Below are 15,513 nucleotides of genomic sequence, written 5' to 3' on the forward strand. Positions count from 1 at the left end.
GGCGGCAAAGGCATTCAAAAACCCTGTCCTTGATAAAGACGGCCATATCATGGGGCAAGTCACCGCGACCGATCGCGCACATCAGGCGTCGGCCAGTCGAAAGGCGATGGCGCAATATTGGCTTTGTGTCAGCCCCCTGCTCTATAGTCTGCCGCATCGCCCGCAACGGACACCTTACACATGGCAGAGTACTCGGCCCTTTCGCTGCTCGCGAACGCGCTCAAGGGAAACAAGGACTGGAAGCCGGCCTGGCGCAAGCCAGATCCGAAGGCGTCCTACGACGTCATCATCATCGGCGGCGGCGGACATGGGCTGGCGACCGCCTACTATCTTGCCAAGGAGCACGGCATCACCAATGTCGCGGTGCTGGAAAAAGGCTGGCTCGGCTCCGGCAATGTCGGCCGCAACACCACCGCCGTGCGCTCGAACTACCTGCTGCCGGCCAACACCCGCTTCTACGAACATTCGATGAAGCTGTGGGAGAACCTGTCGCACGAGCTCAATTACAACGTCATGTTCTCGCAGCGTGGCTGCCTGAACCTGGCGCACACGCCTGCCCAGTTCGACGACTATGCGAGGCGCGGCAATGCCATGCGCCATCTCGGCGTCGATGCCGAACTGATGACGCCCGCCGAGATCAAGCGCCTGATTCCGGCGCTCGATATCTCCAGCGAGGCACGCTTCCCCGTCGTCGGCGGCCTGATGCAGCGGCGCGCCGGCACCGCCCGGCACGATGCGGTCGCCTGGGGCTATGCGCGCGGCGCCGACCGGCGTGGCGTCGACATCATCGAGAATTGCGAGGTCACCGGCTTCCTGCGCGACGGCGACCGCGTCACCGGCGTCACCACCTCGCGCGGCGATATCAGGGCCAAGAAGGTGGCGGTCGCGGTGGCCGGCAGCACCGGCCGCGTCATGCAACTGGCCGGCGTCGAGACGATGCCGATCGAGAGCCACGTGCTGCAGGCCTTCGTCACCGAATCGCTCAAACCCTTCATCGACACCGTCGTGACCTTCGGCATGGGCCATTTCTATATGTCGCAGTCCGACAAGGGCGGCCTTGTCTATGGCGGCGACATCGACGGCTACAACAGCTACGCCCAGCGCGGCAACCTGCCCATCGTCGACGAGGTGATGAGCGAGATGCTGGCGCTTTTCCCGGGCCTTGCGCGTGTGCGCATGCTGCGCTCCTGGGGCGGCGTCTGCGATATGTCGATGGACGGCTCGCCGATCATCACCATGGGGCCGCTGCCCGGCATGTATCTCAATTGCGGCTGGTGCTATGGCGGCTTCAAGGCGACGCCTGCTTCCGGCTGGTGCTTCGCCTGGACCATCGCCAAGGACCAGCCGCACGATTTCAACGCCCCTTTCACGCTCGACCGCTTTCATCGCGGTCTGGTGATCGACGACAAGGGCCAGGGCGCGAACCCGAGGCTTCACTAAACAAGCCTTCATTAGGAACATTCCGTGCTGATCACTTGCCCCTATTGCGGCCCGCGCGACGTCATCGAGTTCACCTATCAGGGTGACGGCAACCGCGAGCGCCCCGACCCCGTCTCGCAGAATTTCGAGGCTTGGAATGCCTATGTCTACGACCGGCTGAACCCGGCCGGCGACCACAACGAGATCTGGCAGCATTCCGGCGGCTGCCGGGCTCACCTGAGGGTCGTGCGCAACACGCTGACGCATGAGATTTCCAGTGTCGCCTTCGTGCGCGGCGATCACGGCTCGGCGGCACGCAGCAAGGCGGAGGACAAGCCATGAGCCCGCGCCGCGCCGACACTGGCGGCCGCATCGACCGGCTGAAGACAATCCGCTTCACCTTCGACGGCATTGCCTATACCGGGCATGGCGGCGACACGCTGGCGTCGGCGCTGCTGGCCAACGGCGTCACACTTTTGGGCCGCTCTTTCAAATACCATCGGCCGCGCGGCCTGCTGAGCGCGGGCGTCGAGGAGCCCAACGCGCTGGTGACGGTGCTGAAGGGCGAGGTGCGCGAGCCCAACATCCCGGCAACCATGGTCGAAATCCATGACGGGCTGCTTGCCGTCAGCCAGAACCGTTTCCCCTCGCTCGCCTGGGACATCCATGCCGTCAACCAGCTCGGCGGCAAGCTGCTGTCGGCCGGCTTCTACTACAAGACCTTCATGGGTCCGGTTGTCGGCCCGCTGAAAGGCACGCGCTTCTGGATGTTCTGCGAGCATTTCATCCGCCGCGCCGCCGGCCTCGGCAGCGCCGGATCGGCAAAGGACCCCGCCCGCTACGAACGCATGAACGCCTTTTGCGACGTGCTTGTGGTCGGCTCCGGCCCGGCCGGCCTGATGGCCGCCAAGGCCGCCGCCGATCAGGGCGCCCGCGTCATCCTGGCCGATCTCGAGCCGCATTTCGGCGGTTCGGCCAATTGGTCCGGCGAAACCATCGACGGCGCATGGGCGACCGATTGGGTGCGGCGCACGGTCGCCCAACTCGCGGCCCGCGACAATGTCCGGCTCCTGCCGCGCACCACGGTCTGGGGTTACTACGACAACAACACGCTTGCCGCCCTCGAACGGGTCAGCGACCACAAGGAGCAGCCCGCCAAGGGTGAGCCGCGCCATCGCTACTGGGCGATCCGCGCCGGATCCGTGGTGCTGGCCACCGGTGCGTTCGAAAGGCCTCTGGTGTTTCCCGGCAATGACAGGCCCGGCGTGATGCTGGCGCATGCTGCGGAGCGCTACGCCAACGAATTCGGCGTGCTGCCGGGCCAGCGGGTCGTGCTGTTCACCAACAATGACAGCGCCTACCGGTCGGCGCTGGCGCTGAAGCAGGCGGGTGCCGCGATCGTTGCCATCGTCGACGTGCGCCCGCAGCCGTCCGCCGAGATGAGCGCCCTGGCCGGCGAAACCGAGGCGGAATTGCTGTCTGGCCATGCGGTGGTTGCCACGGAAGGCGGCAAGGCCTTGTCCGGCCTCAAGGTTCAACGTTTCGATATGGTCGCCGGTGTGCTGAGCGGCGATGCGCGCAGCGTCCATGCCGATTGCCTGCTGATGTCGGGCGGTTGGTCGCCGACCATCCATCTGGCCAGCCAGGCCGGCGCCAAGGCGGAATGGAGCGCTGCCCGGCAGGCCTTTCTGCCGCCCAAGCCGACACAGAAATGGATCGGCGCCGGCGCCTTCACCGGCAGCTTTTCGACGGTCGAGGCCATCGCTGAAGGCCGCGCCGCGGGCCTTGCCGCCGCTGGCGGGACCGCCGCTCCGGCGGCGCTGCCCTCCGTCGAGGCAATTCCTGGAGATCCCGATCCGGCGCCGGTCTTCGAGATCAGGGCCAGCGGCAAGAGCTTTGTCGATTTCCAGCACGATGTCACGGCCGAGGATGTCCGCCTGGCGCATCGCGAAGGCTTCGTCTCGGTCGAGCACTTGAAGCGCTACACCACGCTCGGCATGGCGACCGACCAGGGCAAGAGCTCCAACGTCCCCGGCCTCGCCATCATGGCGGAAGCGCTGGGCAAGCCGATCCCGGACGTCGGCACGACCCGTTTCCGGCCACCCTTCGCGCCGGTTTCGATCGGCTCGCTGGCCGCCGAACGCTTTGGCGACTTGAAGCCCGAGCGGCTGACGCCGATGCATGACTGGCATCTCGCCAACGGCGCGACCATGTATTCGGCCGGCCTCTGGTACCGGCCGATGATCTACGGGCTTTCAGGCGAAACCGTCGAACAGGCCTATGTGCGCGAGGCCAAAGCGACGCGCGAGAGCGCCGGCATCGTCGATGTCTCGACATTGGGCAAGATCGCCGTGCAGGGTCCCGACGCCGCCACGTTCCTCGACCGTGTCTACACCAACATGTTCTCGACGCTGGCCGTCGGCAAGGCCCGCTACGGGCTGATGCTGCGCGAGGACGGTTTTGCCTTCGACGACGGCACCACCTGGCGGCTGGGCGAACAGGATTTCCTGATGACCACCACCACGGCCAATGCCGGCAGGGTGATGCAGCACCTGGAATATTTCCTCGACGTGGTCTGGCCGGAGCTGAAGGTCCACGTCACCTCGGTCACCGACGAATGGGCGGGTGCCGCGATCGGCGGCCCGAAGGCCAGGCAAATCCTCGCCGCCTGCGTCACCGGCACTGCCGTCGACAATGCGACGCTGCCCTTCATGGGCATCGTGCACGGCGAGATAGCGGGCGTTCCCGTAATGGTTTGCCGGCTGTCTTTCTCCGGCGAAATGGCTTTCGAGGTCTATTCCGGCGCCGGCCATGGCACGCATGTCTGGGAGGCCTTGATCGAGGCCGGCAAGCCGTTCGGGCTGGTCACCTACGGGCTCGAGGCGCTGGGCACGATGCGCATCGAGAAGGGCCATGTCACCGGCGCCGAGATCGACGGCCGCACCACGGCGCGCGACCTGCATCTCGACTGGATGCTGTCGAAGAAAAAGCCGTTCATCGGCTCGGCGATGATGGACCGGGAAGGTCTCGTCGCGTCCGACCGGCTGGATCTGGTCGGCCTGATCGCGCTCGACAACCGGCCGCTCAATGGCGGCGCGCACATTGTCGAGGAAATCGACGAAGCCAATCCGCGCGGCTCGATCGGGCATATCACCGCCTGCTGCTATTCGCCGGCGCTCGGCAAGCATATCGCGCTGGCGCTGGTCAAGGGCGGCAAGGCCAGGCACGGCACGCGTGCCCATGTCTCCGACCCCTTGCGCAATCGCTTCGGCCCCGTGGAGATCGTCTCCAACCATTTCTACGATCCGGAAGGGACCCGCATGCATGGTTGAGCGTCAATCGCCCCTCGAGCCGGAGTACCATGTCGGCTCGCACGGCAATTTCGAACATGGGGTCGAGATCCTGCTAACCGAAACCAGGCCGGGCTCGATCGTGCAGCTCGCGGCATGGCCCGGCGAGGAGAAGAAATTGATCGCGGCCATCCGTGCTGTCGCCGGCCTTGCGCTGCCCGATGGCGCCGGCGGCGGCTTGAGCGACGGCGCGAAGTCGGCGTTCGGTTTCGCGCCGGGAAAATTCACCGTCGCGGACGAGGCCGAAGGACTGGCCGCGGCCTTCGCCAGGGTGGTGACGCCGGCCATCGGCACGGTGACGGACCTGTCGCATGGCCGCACCGCCATCCGCATTGCCGGGCCGAAAGCCGAATGGGTGCTGGCGAAGTTCTTCGCCATCGACTTCGCCCTGCCCGCCTTCCCCGTCGGCGCCGGCCGCTCGACGACGCATCACGATGTCTTCGCCCAGATCCAGCGCACCGGGACCGATCAGTTCGACATCTATGTCTTCCGCTCTTTCGCCCGCTCGTTCTGGAAGGCGCTCTGTCATGCCAGCGAGGAAGTCGGCTACGAGGTGCAGTAGGCAGTGCGGGCGGAAGTGCCCATTGCCGCTGCTTCTGGCCTCAATGCCGACCGGTTCTGCCGCTAGAGAATCCTGCCGCGGGCGCCCATGATGGAGAGACATGGCCGCCCAACCGGTCCAAGGGATGCGAAAATCCCGTCTCAGAGTCGGCATATTTGGTTCGAACATCCCCATGACCGCTGAACTATCCGCCGGCGCCACCGATCGCGCCGATATGCCGGCCAGAGCATTGCTCCTGCTGCCGCTGACGGTCGCCTGCGGCGTGTTCATGACCAGCCTCGACCAGAATGTCGTGGTGACGGCGCTGCCGGGCATCAGCGAAAGCCTTGGCCGTCCGCCGAGCCAGCTCGGCCTGCTGATCACCGTCTACGTCGCCAGCTTGATCATCTCGATGCCGCTTGGCGGCTGGGCGGCAGATCGTTTCGGCCTGCGCAACGTCTATTGCTTTGCCTTGCTGGTATTCGCCGCTTCATCGGCGCTCTGCGGGCTGTCCGACAACATCTGGATGCTGGTCGGCGCCCGCGCGCTGCAGGGCTTCGGCGGCGCGCTGATGGGCACGCTTGGCCAGGTCGTCATCCTGTCGAGCTTTCCGCGCAACCGAACGCTGAAGATCAACATGTATATCTCGGTGGCCAGCCAAACCGGGCCGCTGGTTGGCCCGCTCGTCGGCGGCGCGCTGACCACCTACATTTCCTGGCGCTGGATTTTCTTCATCAATGTGCCGTTCGCGCTGGCGGCGGCGATCCTCGCCGCCTCACTGTTTCCAACGGTGACCAAGCCCGTTCGCACGCAGTTCGATTTTCCCGGCTTTCTGCTGGTGGGCAGCGGCATGATCCTGCTGGTCTTCGGCATGGACTCCCTGGCGGCGAAAGACGCCGCCAGCGGCATGATTGCGGCCGAGCTTGCGCTGGCGCTCATCATCCTGACGGCCGCCTCCTTCTACTGCCTGCGTGTGCGCAATCCCGTGCTCGATCTCAAGCTCCTGCGCATCCGGACCTTCCGCGTCTCCTTCCTTACCGGCGGCGGCCTGGACACGATCGGCCTCAGCTCCGTCGCCTTCCTGCTGCCGCTGATGTTCCAGCTCGGCTTTGGCATGAGCGCGGTGCAGGCGGGGTCGCTGACCTTCGTTGCCGCGCTGGGTTCGGTGGCGATGCGCTTCTTCATGCCGCGTGTCCTCAACCGCTTCGGTTTCCGCCGCGTGTTGGTCTTCAACACACCGATCGTTGCCGCCATGGTTGCGGGCTTTGCCTTGATGCAGGCGACGACGCCGGCCTGGATCGTGCTCGCCTACATCTTCGTCTTCGGCGTCTTCCGCTCGGTGCAATGGGCCTCGACCGGCAATCTCGCCTATTCCGACATCGCCCCCGAACAGCTCGCCCGCTTCAGCGCGCTCTATTACATATTGTGGCAGCTTGCGGTCGCCATCAGCGTCGGCCTGGCGGCGGCGATGCTATCGTTCCTGGCCGGCGGCGGGCCTGCCGTGACCAATGATTTCCGGATCCTGTTCGCGATCGAGGGCGTCATCACGCTCTGCGCGCTGTTCGCCTATCTCAAGCTGACGCCGCAGGACGGCGCCCATGTCAGCGGCCACGGCGCGCACATGAGTGCGGAATAGCGGCCGCGCGGCTTTCGCACGCCGCCTATTCGCTGAACGTCACCCATTCCTCGAGCGGCACACGGTCGGTGCGGAAGGCGTTCTCGGGCTTGGAAACGTCCTCATAGCCGAGCGCCATGCCGCAGACGACGATCTCCTCGTCGGGAATGTCGAGCACCGGCCTGATCTGCCGGTGGTAGGGCGCGAAGGCGGCTTGCGGACAGGTATGCAGACCCCTGCCCCGTGCCGCGACCATGATGTTTTGCAGGAACATGCCGTAGTCGATCCACGAACCCTGGTTGAGCCGGCGGTCGATGGTGAAGATCATGCCGACCGGCGCGTCGAAGAAGACGAAGTTGCGGTCGTGCTGGGCCCGCATCTTGTCGACTTCCCGGCGGCCTATGCCGAGTGCGCCATAGAGGCCGAACCCGTTGGCACGGCGGCGGGTGAGATACGGCTCGAAGAACTGGGTCGGATAATAGCGATATTCGTCCCAGTCGGCTTTTTCGGCGCGGATGCCGGAATTCATGATCGCATCGGTGATCCGCTGCTTGGTCCCGCCCTTGGTAACGTAGACCCGCCATGGCTGCATGTTGGTGCCGGAGGGAGCGCGCGCCGCGACAGTCAGGATGTCGCGAATGGTCTCGTCGTCGACCATGTCAGGCAAAAACGCGCGCACCGAACGGCGCGACATGATCGCGTCGTCGACGATCTCGGCGTCGCCCGCGATTCGAGCCTTCTTTTCCAGCATGGGCCGTCCCTTAGCCATTGTGTCGATCGGACGTCCCCACTCGCCGCTCGCGGCGGAGCCTTTGCATGAACCGTCAAAATCCTGCAAGCAAATCTTGAGCATTGGTGAAAATCTACTTGATTTTTTCATGAGCATGATTTCTCATGAAATTCGGTTGAAAATTTTCATGAAGTGAGCGATTTGGCCTCCCCTACCGCACGAACATTGCAGGGACCTGACGAGCGAGTGCTGGCCGGCGATATCCGGGCCTTGCGCCGGGTGCGCGGGCTGACGCTGGCCGAGATCGCGCTGAAACTCGGCCGCTCGGTTGGCTGGGTCAGCCAGGTCGAGCGCGGCCTGTCGACGCCATCGCTCAGCGATCTCCGGGCCTTCGCCGATCTGTTCGGCGTGCCGATCAGCCTGTTCTTCAGCCATGACGTGCCCTTGGAGAGCGAGCGCGGCGTCGTGGTGCGCGCCGGCAAGCGCCGCACGCTTGGCACCAGCGAATCCGGCCTGGTGGAGGAGCTTCTGTCACCGGATCTCGGTGGTAGCTTCGAGATGGTGCGATCGATCTTCGCGCCGGGCGCGGAAATGAAGACCGAACAACTGCGGCCGACCGAGGAGGCCGGCTATATCGCCTCGGGTATTTTCGAGATCGAGATCGCTGGCGTCTGGCACCGGCTCGGCGAAGGCGATTCCTTCCGTTTCGAGGGCAAGCCATACCGCTGGCGCAATCCGGGCAGCGAGCCGGCGGTTGTCATCTGGGTGGTTTCGCCACCGGTCTATTGAATGCATGTCGCCAGACGACATGCCCGCATAGAACAAAAACAAGCGCGGCGCGCTTGAGGATGGGAGAAGAACATGGCGGGTTTGCCAAGCACGGCGCGCGTGGTGATCATCGGAGGCGGCGTGGTCGGCACCTCCTCGCTCTATCACCTGGCCAAGGCCGGCTGGACCGACTGCGTGCTCCTGGAAAAGAACGAGTTGACTTCGGGCTCGACCTGGCATGCCGCCGGCAATGTGCCGACCTTCTCCTCTTCCTGGTCGCTGATGAACATGCAGCGTTATTCGACCGAACTCTATCGGGGCCTCGCCGACGAAGTCGACTACCCCATGAACTACCATGTTACCGGCTCACTCAGGCTCGCTCATACAAAGGAGCGCATGCAGGAATTCCAGCGCGCCAAGGGGATGGGCCGCTACCAGGGCATGGACATCGACGTGGTCGGGCTCGACGAGATCAAGCACCGCTACCCCTTCATCGAAACGCACGAGTTGAAGGGCGCGCTCTATGACCCGAGCGACGGCGACATAGATCCAGCGCAGTTGACCCAGGCGCTGGCCAAGGGCGCGCGCGACATGGGCGCGAAGATCATCCGCTTCTGCCCGGTATCAGGCGTGCGCCGCGAGAAGGACGAATGGGTGGTCGAAACCCCACAGGGCGAAATCCGCTGCGAGATCGTCGTCAACGCCGCCGGCTATCGTGCCGCCGAAGTCGGCAAAATGTTCGGCCGGGAAGTGCCGATGATGGTGATGAGCCATCAGTACATATTGTTCGAGGAAATCCCCGAACTCGCCGCCTGGTCGAAGGAACAGGGCAAGAAACTGCCGCTGCTGCGCGACGTCGACACGTCCTACTATCTGCGCCAGGAAAAGTCCGGCATGAACCTCGGCCCCTACGAGCGCAATTGCCGCGCCCATTGGGCCACCCCTGGCGATCCGATGCCGGAGGATTTTTCGTTCCAGCTCTTCCCCGACGATCTCGATCGGCTGGAGCATTACCTGGCCGACGCCGTCGCCCGCGTGCCGATCCTGGGTACCGCCGGCCTGTCCAAGGTCATCAACGGACCGATCCCTTATGCGCCTGACGGCAATCCGCTGATCGGGCCGATGCCTGGCGTTCCCAACGCCTTCGAGGCTTGCGTCTTCACCTTCGGCATCGCCCAGGGCGGCGGCGCCGGCAAGGTGCTGGCCGAATGGGTGTCGCAAGGCCAGACCGAATGGGACATGTGGTCGTGCGACCCGCGACGCTTCACCTCCTTTGCCGCCGCCCCGGACTATTGCGTCGCCAAGGGCAAGGAGATCTACGGCAACGAATACGCCATCCAGTTCCCGCGCCATGCCTGGCCGGAAGGCCGCGACCGGAAACTGTCGCCGGTCCACGACCGCATCAAGGCGCTCGGCGCCCGCTTTGACGCCTATAATGGCTGGGAACGCGCCACCTGGTACGCGCAGGACGGCGATGACGTCTCCGAGGAAGCCACGCTGACCTTCCGCCGTGACGGGCCTTGGCAGCAGCGCGTGCGCGAAGAGTGCCTGGCGGTCCGCGACGCCGCCGGCATCCTCGACCTGCCCGGCTTCTCGCGCTTCAACCTCGAGGGCCCTGGTGCGGCCGAATGGCTGAGCCGGCAGGTGACCGGCCTGGTGCCGAAGCCCGGCCGCATCGGCCTCGTCTATTTCTCCGACGACAAGGGCCGCATCGTCACCGAAATGTCGGTGGTGCGCCATGGCGAGGACTCCATGACGCTGATCACCGCGGCGGTGGCACAGTGGCATGATTTCGAATGGCTGAAGTCGCACATGCCTGACGATGCGGCGTTCAAGCTGATCGACCGCACGGAGGAATTCTCCACGCAGATCCTCGCCGGCCCGAACTCGCGAAAAATCCTTGCCGATGCCTGTGAGGCCGACCTGACCTTGCCATGGCTGACGCATCAGGAGACCAGGATCGCCGGCCGCTGGGCCAAGCTGGTCCGCGTCTCCTTCGCCGGCGAACTCGGCTGGGAGATCCACACCAGGGTCGACGACACCGCCGCCATCTTCGATGCGATCTGTGCCGCCGGGCAGCACCACGGGCTGAAGCCGTTCGGCATGTATGCGCTGGATTCGCTTCGCCTGGAAAAAGGCTACCGCACCTGGAAGGGCGACCTGTCGACCGACTACTCGATCCTGCAGGGCGGGCTCGAGCGCTTCGTCAAATGGGAAAAGCCCGACTTCCGCGGCAAGGCGGCGCTGCAGAACGAGAAGCAGCAAGGCGTGAAGAAGCGCTTCGTAACGCTGGTGGTTGAAAACCCCGGCGATTGCGACGCGCCCTACATGTCGACGCTGTGGCATGGCGGCCAGATCGTCGGCGAGACCACGTCAGGCGGCTGGGGTCATCGCATCGACAAGTCGATTGCGCTCGGCATGCTGCGGGTCGACTTGACCGAACCGGGAACCAACGTCGAGGTCGAAATCTTCGGCGACCGTTTCAAGGCGGTGGTGCAGAAGGATGAGCCGCTCTGGGATCCCAGAAATGAGAGGCTGCGCGCATGAAGAAGGTCATCCTCACCGATGGCGGCATGGGTCAGGAACTGGTCCGCCGCAGCAAGTCCGAGCCGACGCCGTTGTGGTCGGCCAGGGTGCTGATCGACGAACCCGATCTGGTGCGCGACCTGCATGCTGAATTCATCCGCGCCGGCGCTCGCGTCATCACCATCAACACCTATTCGGCGACACCCGAGCGGCTGGCGCGCGAGGGTGCCGAGGACCTGTTCAAGCCGCTGCAGAAACGCGGCATCGAGCTTGCCAGGCAAGCTTGCGACGAAGCCGGCGAAGCCGCGATCGCCGGCTGCCTGTCGCCACTCTTCGGCAGCTACGCGCCAGCGTTGACCATTTCCTATCAGGAGACGCTCGACATCTATCGCCGCATCGTTGCCGAGCAGGCGGATGGGGTCGATCTCTTCCTGTGCGAGACCATGGCGTCGGCCGATGAGGCGCGCGCGGCCGTCACCGCGGCATCGGAAAGCGGCAAACCGGTCTGGGTCTCGTGGACGCTCGCCGATCACGGCACGCCGCGATTACGCAGCGGCGAAGCCCTCGCTGCCGCGTCCTCAGCACTGGGCGACCTGGTCGCGGCACGGCTGATCAATTGCTGCCGGCCCGAAGCGATCACCGCGGCTTTGCCTGAATTGATTGACCTCGGCGGCCCGGTCGGTGCCTATGCCAACGGCTTCACATCCACCGAAGCGCTCAAGCATGGCGGCACCGTCGATGTGCTGCACGCGCGCCACGACCTCGATCCGGAGGCCTATGCCGGTCAGGCGATGGGCTGGGTCGCGGCCGGCGCCGACATCGTCGGTGGTTGTTGCGAAGTCGGCCCTGCCCATATCGCGGCGTTGCGTGGCCGGCTCGAACAGGCCGGCTACCAAATCTCGGGAGTTCTTTGATGCCAAAACCATCATCGCGCATTTCAGGCATCGTGCCATCGGGCAAGGATGGCTGGGAGGTTCATTTCGCCGCCTGGACCCGCAAGGAGGCTGGCGAAGACATCATCATGCTGTCGGTCGGCGACCACGACTTCGACACGCCTTCGCAAACGATCGAGGCCTGCGTGGCTGCCGTTCGCGGCAGCAATCACCATTACACGCCGCTGCCTGGCCTGCCTCGCCTGCGCCAGGCGATGGCGGCAGCCTCCAGCGCCTGCACCGGTGTGGAGACGACACCGGATCAGGTCATCGCCACGCCCGGCGGCCAGGCAGCGCTTTACGCGGCGGTACAGGCCGTGCTCGACCAGGGCGACCACGCCATTGTGGTCGCCCCCTATTACGCCACCTACCCCAACACGTTCAGCGCCGCCGGCGCCAGTTTCACAGTCGTCGAGACACCGGCCGAAGATGGTTTCCAGCCGCACGCCGACATGATCCGCGCGGCACTCAAGCCCAACACGCGCGCCATCCTGATCAACACGCCGAACAACCCGACCGGCGCTGTCTATTCGCGCGAGCGGCTGGAAGAGCTGGCCGAGCTCTGCAAGGAGCATGACCTCTGGCTACTGTCCGACGAGGTCTATTGGACGCTGGGCGGCGGCGAACATGTCTCGCCACGCTCGCTGCCCGGCATGGCCGAGCGCACGCTGGTCATCAATTCGATGTCCAAGAGCCACGGCATGACCGGCTGGCGCATGGGCTGGCTGACCGGTCCCGAGGCGATGATTTCGCTGCTGATCAACCTCAATCTGGTGACCACTTACGGCCTGCCGGCCTTCATCTCCATCGCTTGCGCCGAGGCCCTGGAGCAGCACTATGGCGTCAAGGACATCGCCGAACGCTACGCCGCACGCCGCACCGTTCTGCTCGATGCGGTGCGCGGGATGAATGATGTCACCGTGCGCGGTTCCGAAGGCGGCATGTATGTCATGCTCGACATATCCGATGTCGAATCCGACGACGAGAAATTCGCCTTCGCCTTCCTCGACAAGGAGAAGGTCGGCGTCATGCCCGGCTCCAGCTTCGGCGAAGCCGCGGCCGGCCATATCAGAATAAGCCTGTGCCAGCCCGAACCGGTACTGCGGGAAGCAGCCGCGCGGCTGCGCCGTTTTGTTTCCACCTACCGTCGCGAGGCCGCATGACCGCCAAGACCATTCCCACCAAGGCCATCCCTACCAAGGCCAGGGCCGTCATCATCGGCGGCGGCGTCTCCGGCTGTTCGGTCGCCTACCACCTGGCCAAGCTCGGCTGGACCGACATCGTGCTGCTCGAGCGCAAGCAGCTGACCTCGGGCACCACATGGCATGCCGCCGGGCTGATCGGCCAGTTGCGCGGCTCGCAGAACATGACCCGGCTGGCGAAATATTCGGCCGATCTCTACGTCAAACTGGAAGCCGAGACCGAGGTCGGCACCGGCATGCGCCAGGTCGGCTCGATCACGGTGGCGCTGACCGAGGAGCGCAAGCACGAGATCTACCGCCAGGCATCGCTCGCCCGCGCCTTCGACGTCGACGTGCGCGAGATTTCGCCCAATGAAGTCAGTGAGATGTATCCGCATCTCAATGTCTCCGACGTCGTCGGCGCCGTGCACCTGCCGCTCGACGGCCAATGCGACCCGGCCAACATCGCCATGGCATTGGCCAAGGGCGCGCGCCAGCGCGGCGCCACCATCGCCGAGAATGTGAAGGTGACGAAGGTCCACACGAAAAATGGCCGCGTCTCCGGCGTGTCCTGGGCGCAGGGCGAAGAGCAAGGCACGATCGAGGCCGACATCGTCGTCAACTGCGCCGGCATGTGGGCGCGCGAACTCGGCGCCCGGAACGGCGTCAACATCCCGCTACATGCCTGCGAGCATTTTTATCTCGTCACCGAGCCGATCCCCGGCCTCGGCCGCCTGCCGGTGCTGCGCGTGCCGGACGAGTGCGCCTATTACAAGGAAGACGCCGGCAAGATGATGCTCGGCGCCTTCGAGCCGGTGGCCAAGCCATGGGGCATGGACGGCATCAGCGAGGATTTCTGCTTCGATCAATTGCCCGAGGATATGGACCATTTCGAGCCGATCCTCGAAATGGGCGTCAACCGCATGCCGATGCTGGCCACCGCCGGCATCCACACCTTCTTCAACGGCCCCGAAAGCTTCACCCCTGACGACCGCTACTATCTCGGCGAGGCGCCGGAGCTGCGCGGCTACTGGATGGCGACCGGCTACAATTCGATCGGCATCGTCTCGTCCGGCGGCGCCGGCATGGCGCTGGCGCAGTGGATCAACGATGGCGAGGCACCATTCGACCTCTGGGAAGTCGACATTCGCCGCACCCAGCCGTTCCAGAAGAACCGCCGCTATCTCAAGGAACGCGTTTCCGAAACGCTCGGCCTGCTCTACGCCGACCACTTTCCCTACCGGCAGATGGCGACGTCGCGTGGTGTGCGCCGCTCGCCCCTGCACGAGCATCTGAAGGCGCGTGGCGCCGTGTTCGGCGAGGTCGCCGGCTGGGAGCGCACCAACTGGTTCGCCCGCGAAGGCCAGGAGCGCGAATACCGCTATTCCTGGAAGCGGCAGAACTGGTTCGACAACCAGCACGAGGAGCATCTGGCGGTCCGCAACAAGGTCGGCCTGTTCGACATGACCTCGTTCGGCAAGATCCGTGTCGAGGGCCGCGATGCCCGCGCGTTTCTGCAAAGGCTCTGCGCCAACGACATGGACGTGGCGCCGGGCAAGATCGTCTACACCCAGATGCTCAACCAGCGCGGCGGCATCGAAAGCGACCTCACCGTGTCGCGGCTGTCGGAGACGGCCTACTTCCTCGTCGTGCCGGGCGCGACGCTGCAGCGAGACCTCGCCTGGCTGCGCCGGCATGTCGGCGAGGCGTTCGTCGTCATCACGGACGTAACCGCCGCCGAAAGCGTGCTATGCCTGATGGGTCCGGATGCGCGAAAACTGATCCAGAAGGTCAGCCCCAACGACTTCTCCAACGAGAACAATCCGTTCGGCACTTTCCAGGAGATCGAAATCGGCATGGGGCTGGCCCGGGTGCACCGGGTCACCTATGTCGGCGAACTCGGCTGGGAACTCTACGTCTCGACCGATCAGGCCGCTCATGTCTTCGAGGTGATCGAGGAGGCCGGCGCGGATGTCGGCCTGAAACTCTGCGGCCTGCACACGCTGGATTCCTGCCGCATCGAAAAGGCTTTCCGCCATTTCGGCCATGACATCACCGACGAGGACCATGTGCTGGAGGCTGGCCTTGGCTTCGCGGTGAAGATGGCGAAGGGCGATTTCATCGGCCGCGATGCCGTGCTGAAGAAGAAGGAAGCCGGGTTGAGCCGGCGGCTGGTCCAGTTCCGGCTGAAGGACCCGCAGCCGCTGCTCTTCCACAACGAGGCGATCCTGCGCGACGGCAAGATCGTCGGCCCAATCACCTCCGGCAATTACGGCCATCATCTCGGCGGCGCCATCGGGCTTGGCTATGTGCCTTGCCAAGGCGAAAGCGAGGCGGATGTGCTGGCCTCATCCTACGAAATCGAGATCGCCGGTGAACGGTTTGCGGCCGAGGCATCGCTGAAACCGATGTATGATCCGAAGGCTGAGCGGGTGAAGATGTAGCGCGGCG

11 protein-coding genes are annotated in these 15,513 nt (G+C 64.8%); 10 read left to right on the forward strand and 1 reads right to left on the reverse strand.

All coding sequences use genetic code 11. From position 1 onward, the window contains the following. Positions 1–180: 180 nt before the first annotated feature. The 5 genes from FJ948_RS03180 to FJ948_RS03200 all read left to right on the forward strand — a co-directional run bounded on the left by FJ948_RS03180 (position 181) and on the right by FJ948_RS03200 (position 6,946). A complete protein-coding gene (locus FJ948_RS03180) occupies positions 181–1,440 on the forward strand; it encodes a sarcosine oxidase subunit beta (RefSeq protein WP_140701730.1) in 1,260 nt (419 codons plus the stop codon). A gap of 24 nt (positions 1,441–1,464) precedes the next feature. After that, positions 1,465–1,761, forward strand: a complete 297-nt coding sequence (locus tag FJ948_RS03185) for a sarcosine oxidase subunit delta (RefSeq protein WP_140701731.1) — start codon at positions 1,465–1,467, stop codon at positions 1,759–1,761. After that, positions 1,758–4,751 (forward strand): sarcosine oxidase subunit alpha, encoded by a 2,994-nt coding sequence (locus FJ948_RS03190; protein WP_140701732.1) that lies wholly within the window; start codon positions 1,758–1,760, stop codon positions 4,749–4,751. Before FJ948_RS03185 ends, FJ948_RS03190 begins: the two co-directional genes overlap by 4 nt. Continuing rightward, a complete protein-coding gene (locus tag FJ948_RS03195) occupies positions 4,744–5,331 on the forward strand; it encodes a sarcosine oxidase subunit gamma (RefSeq protein ID WP_140701733.1) in 588 nt (195 codons plus the stop codon). Before FJ948_RS03190 ends, FJ948_RS03195 begins: the two co-directional genes overlap by 8 nt. A 172-nt stretch (positions 5,332–5,503) precedes the next feature. Next, positions 5,504–6,946, forward strand: coding sequence for an MFS transporter (locus tag FJ948_RS03200; RefSeq protein ID WP_140701734.1), 1,443 nt, complete (start codon positions 5,504–5,506; stop codon positions 6,944–6,946). A 25-nt stretch (positions 6,947–6,971) separates the two neighbouring features. Here the strand turns inward: FJ948_RS03200 and FJ948_RS03205 are convergent, their stop codons facing one another. After that, complete coding sequence (locus FJ948_RS03205; RefSeq protein WP_181173545.1) at positions 6,972–7,676, reverse strand: nitroreductase; 705 nt, start codon at positions 7,674–7,676, stop codon at positions 6,972–6,974. A 225-nt stretch (positions 7,677–7,901) separates the two neighbouring features. On the opposite strand from FJ948_RS03205, the gene FJ948_RS03210 reads away from it, so the two are divergent. The 5 genes from FJ948_RS03210 (at position 7,902) to FJ948_RS03230 (ending at position 15,506) form a co-directional block, all read left to right on the forward strand. After that, positions 7,902–8,444: an XRE family transcriptional regulator gene (locus FJ948_RS03210; RefSeq protein WP_181173566.1), complete on the forward strand. Its 543-nt coding sequence runs from the start codon at positions 7,902–7,904 to the stop codon at positions 8,442–8,444. A gap of 72 nt (positions 8,445–8,516) precedes the next feature. Next, a complete protein-coding gene (locus tag FJ948_RS03215; RefSeq protein WP_140701736.1) occupies positions 8,517–10,970 on the forward strand; it encodes an FAD-dependent oxidoreductase in 2,454 nt (817 codons plus the stop codon). Next, complete coding sequence (locus FJ948_RS03220) at positions 10,967–11,863, forward strand: homocysteine S-methyltransferase family protein (protein WP_140701737.1); 897 nt, start codon at positions 10,967–10,969, stop codon at positions 11,861–11,863. Before FJ948_RS03215 ends, FJ948_RS03220 begins: the two co-directional genes overlap by 4 nt. Then, positions 11,863–13,044, forward strand: coding sequence for a pyridoxal phosphate-dependent aminotransferase (locus FJ948_RS03225; RefSeq protein WP_140701738.1), 1,182 nt, complete (start codon positions 11,863–11,865; stop codon positions 13,042–13,044). Before FJ948_RS03220 ends, FJ948_RS03225 begins: the two co-directional genes overlap by 1 nt. Further along, complete coding sequence (locus FJ948_RS03230) at positions 13,041–15,506, forward strand: FAD-dependent oxidoreductase (RefSeq protein WP_181173546.1); 2,466 nt, start codon at positions 13,041–13,043, stop codon at positions 15,504–15,506. The genes FJ948_RS03225 and FJ948_RS03230 overlap by 4 nt, the downstream gene beginning before the upstream one ends. The last annotated feature ends 7 nt before the right edge of the window (positions 15,507–15,513 follow it).

It is taken from the genome of Mesorhizobium sp. B2-3-12, assembly GCF_006442205.1.
Taxonomy (GTDB): Bacteria; Pseudomonadota; Alphaproteobacteria; order Rhizobiales; family Rhizobiaceae; genus Mesorhizobium.

Excerpts from the sequence above, each read along its gene's own strand:
- FJ948_RS03190 (WP_140701732.1), top strand. The coding sequence starts at position 1,758 with ATGAGCCCGCGCCGCGCCGACACTGGCGGCCGCATCGACCGGCTGAAG.
- FJ948_RS03225 (WP_140701738.1), top strand. The coding sequence starts at position 11,863 with ATGCCAAAACCATCATCGCGCATTTCAGGCATCGTGCCATCGGGCAAG.
- FJ948_RS03220 (WP_140701737.1), top strand. The coding sequence starts at position 10,967 with ATGAAGAAGGTCATCCTCACCGATGGCGGCATGGGTCAGGAACTGGTC.
- FJ948_RS03215 (WP_140701736.1), top strand. The coding sequence starts at position 8,517 with ATGGCGGGTTTGCCAAGCACGGCGCGCGTGGTGATCATCGGAGGCGGC.
- FJ948_RS03180 (WP_140701730.1), top strand. The coding sequence starts at position 181 with ATGGCAGAGTACTCGGCCCTTTCGCTGCTCGCGAACGCGCTCAAGGGA.
- FJ948_RS03230 (WP_181173546.1), top strand. The coding sequence starts at position 13,041 with ATGACCGCCAAGACCATTCCCACCAAGGCCATCCCTACCAAGGCCAGG.
- FJ948_RS03205 (WP_181173545.1), bottom strand. The coding sequence starts at position 7,676 with ATGCTGGAAAAGAAGGCTCGAATCGCGGGCGACGCCGAGATCGTCGAC.
- FJ948_RS03195 (WP_140701733.1), top strand. The coding sequence starts at position 4,744 with ATGGTTGAGCGTCAATCGCCCCTCGAGCCGGAGTACCATGTCGGCTCG.
- FJ948_RS03200 (WP_140701734.1), top strand. The coding sequence starts at position 5,504 with ATGACCGCTGAACTATCCGCCGGCGCCACCGATCGCGCCGATATGCCG.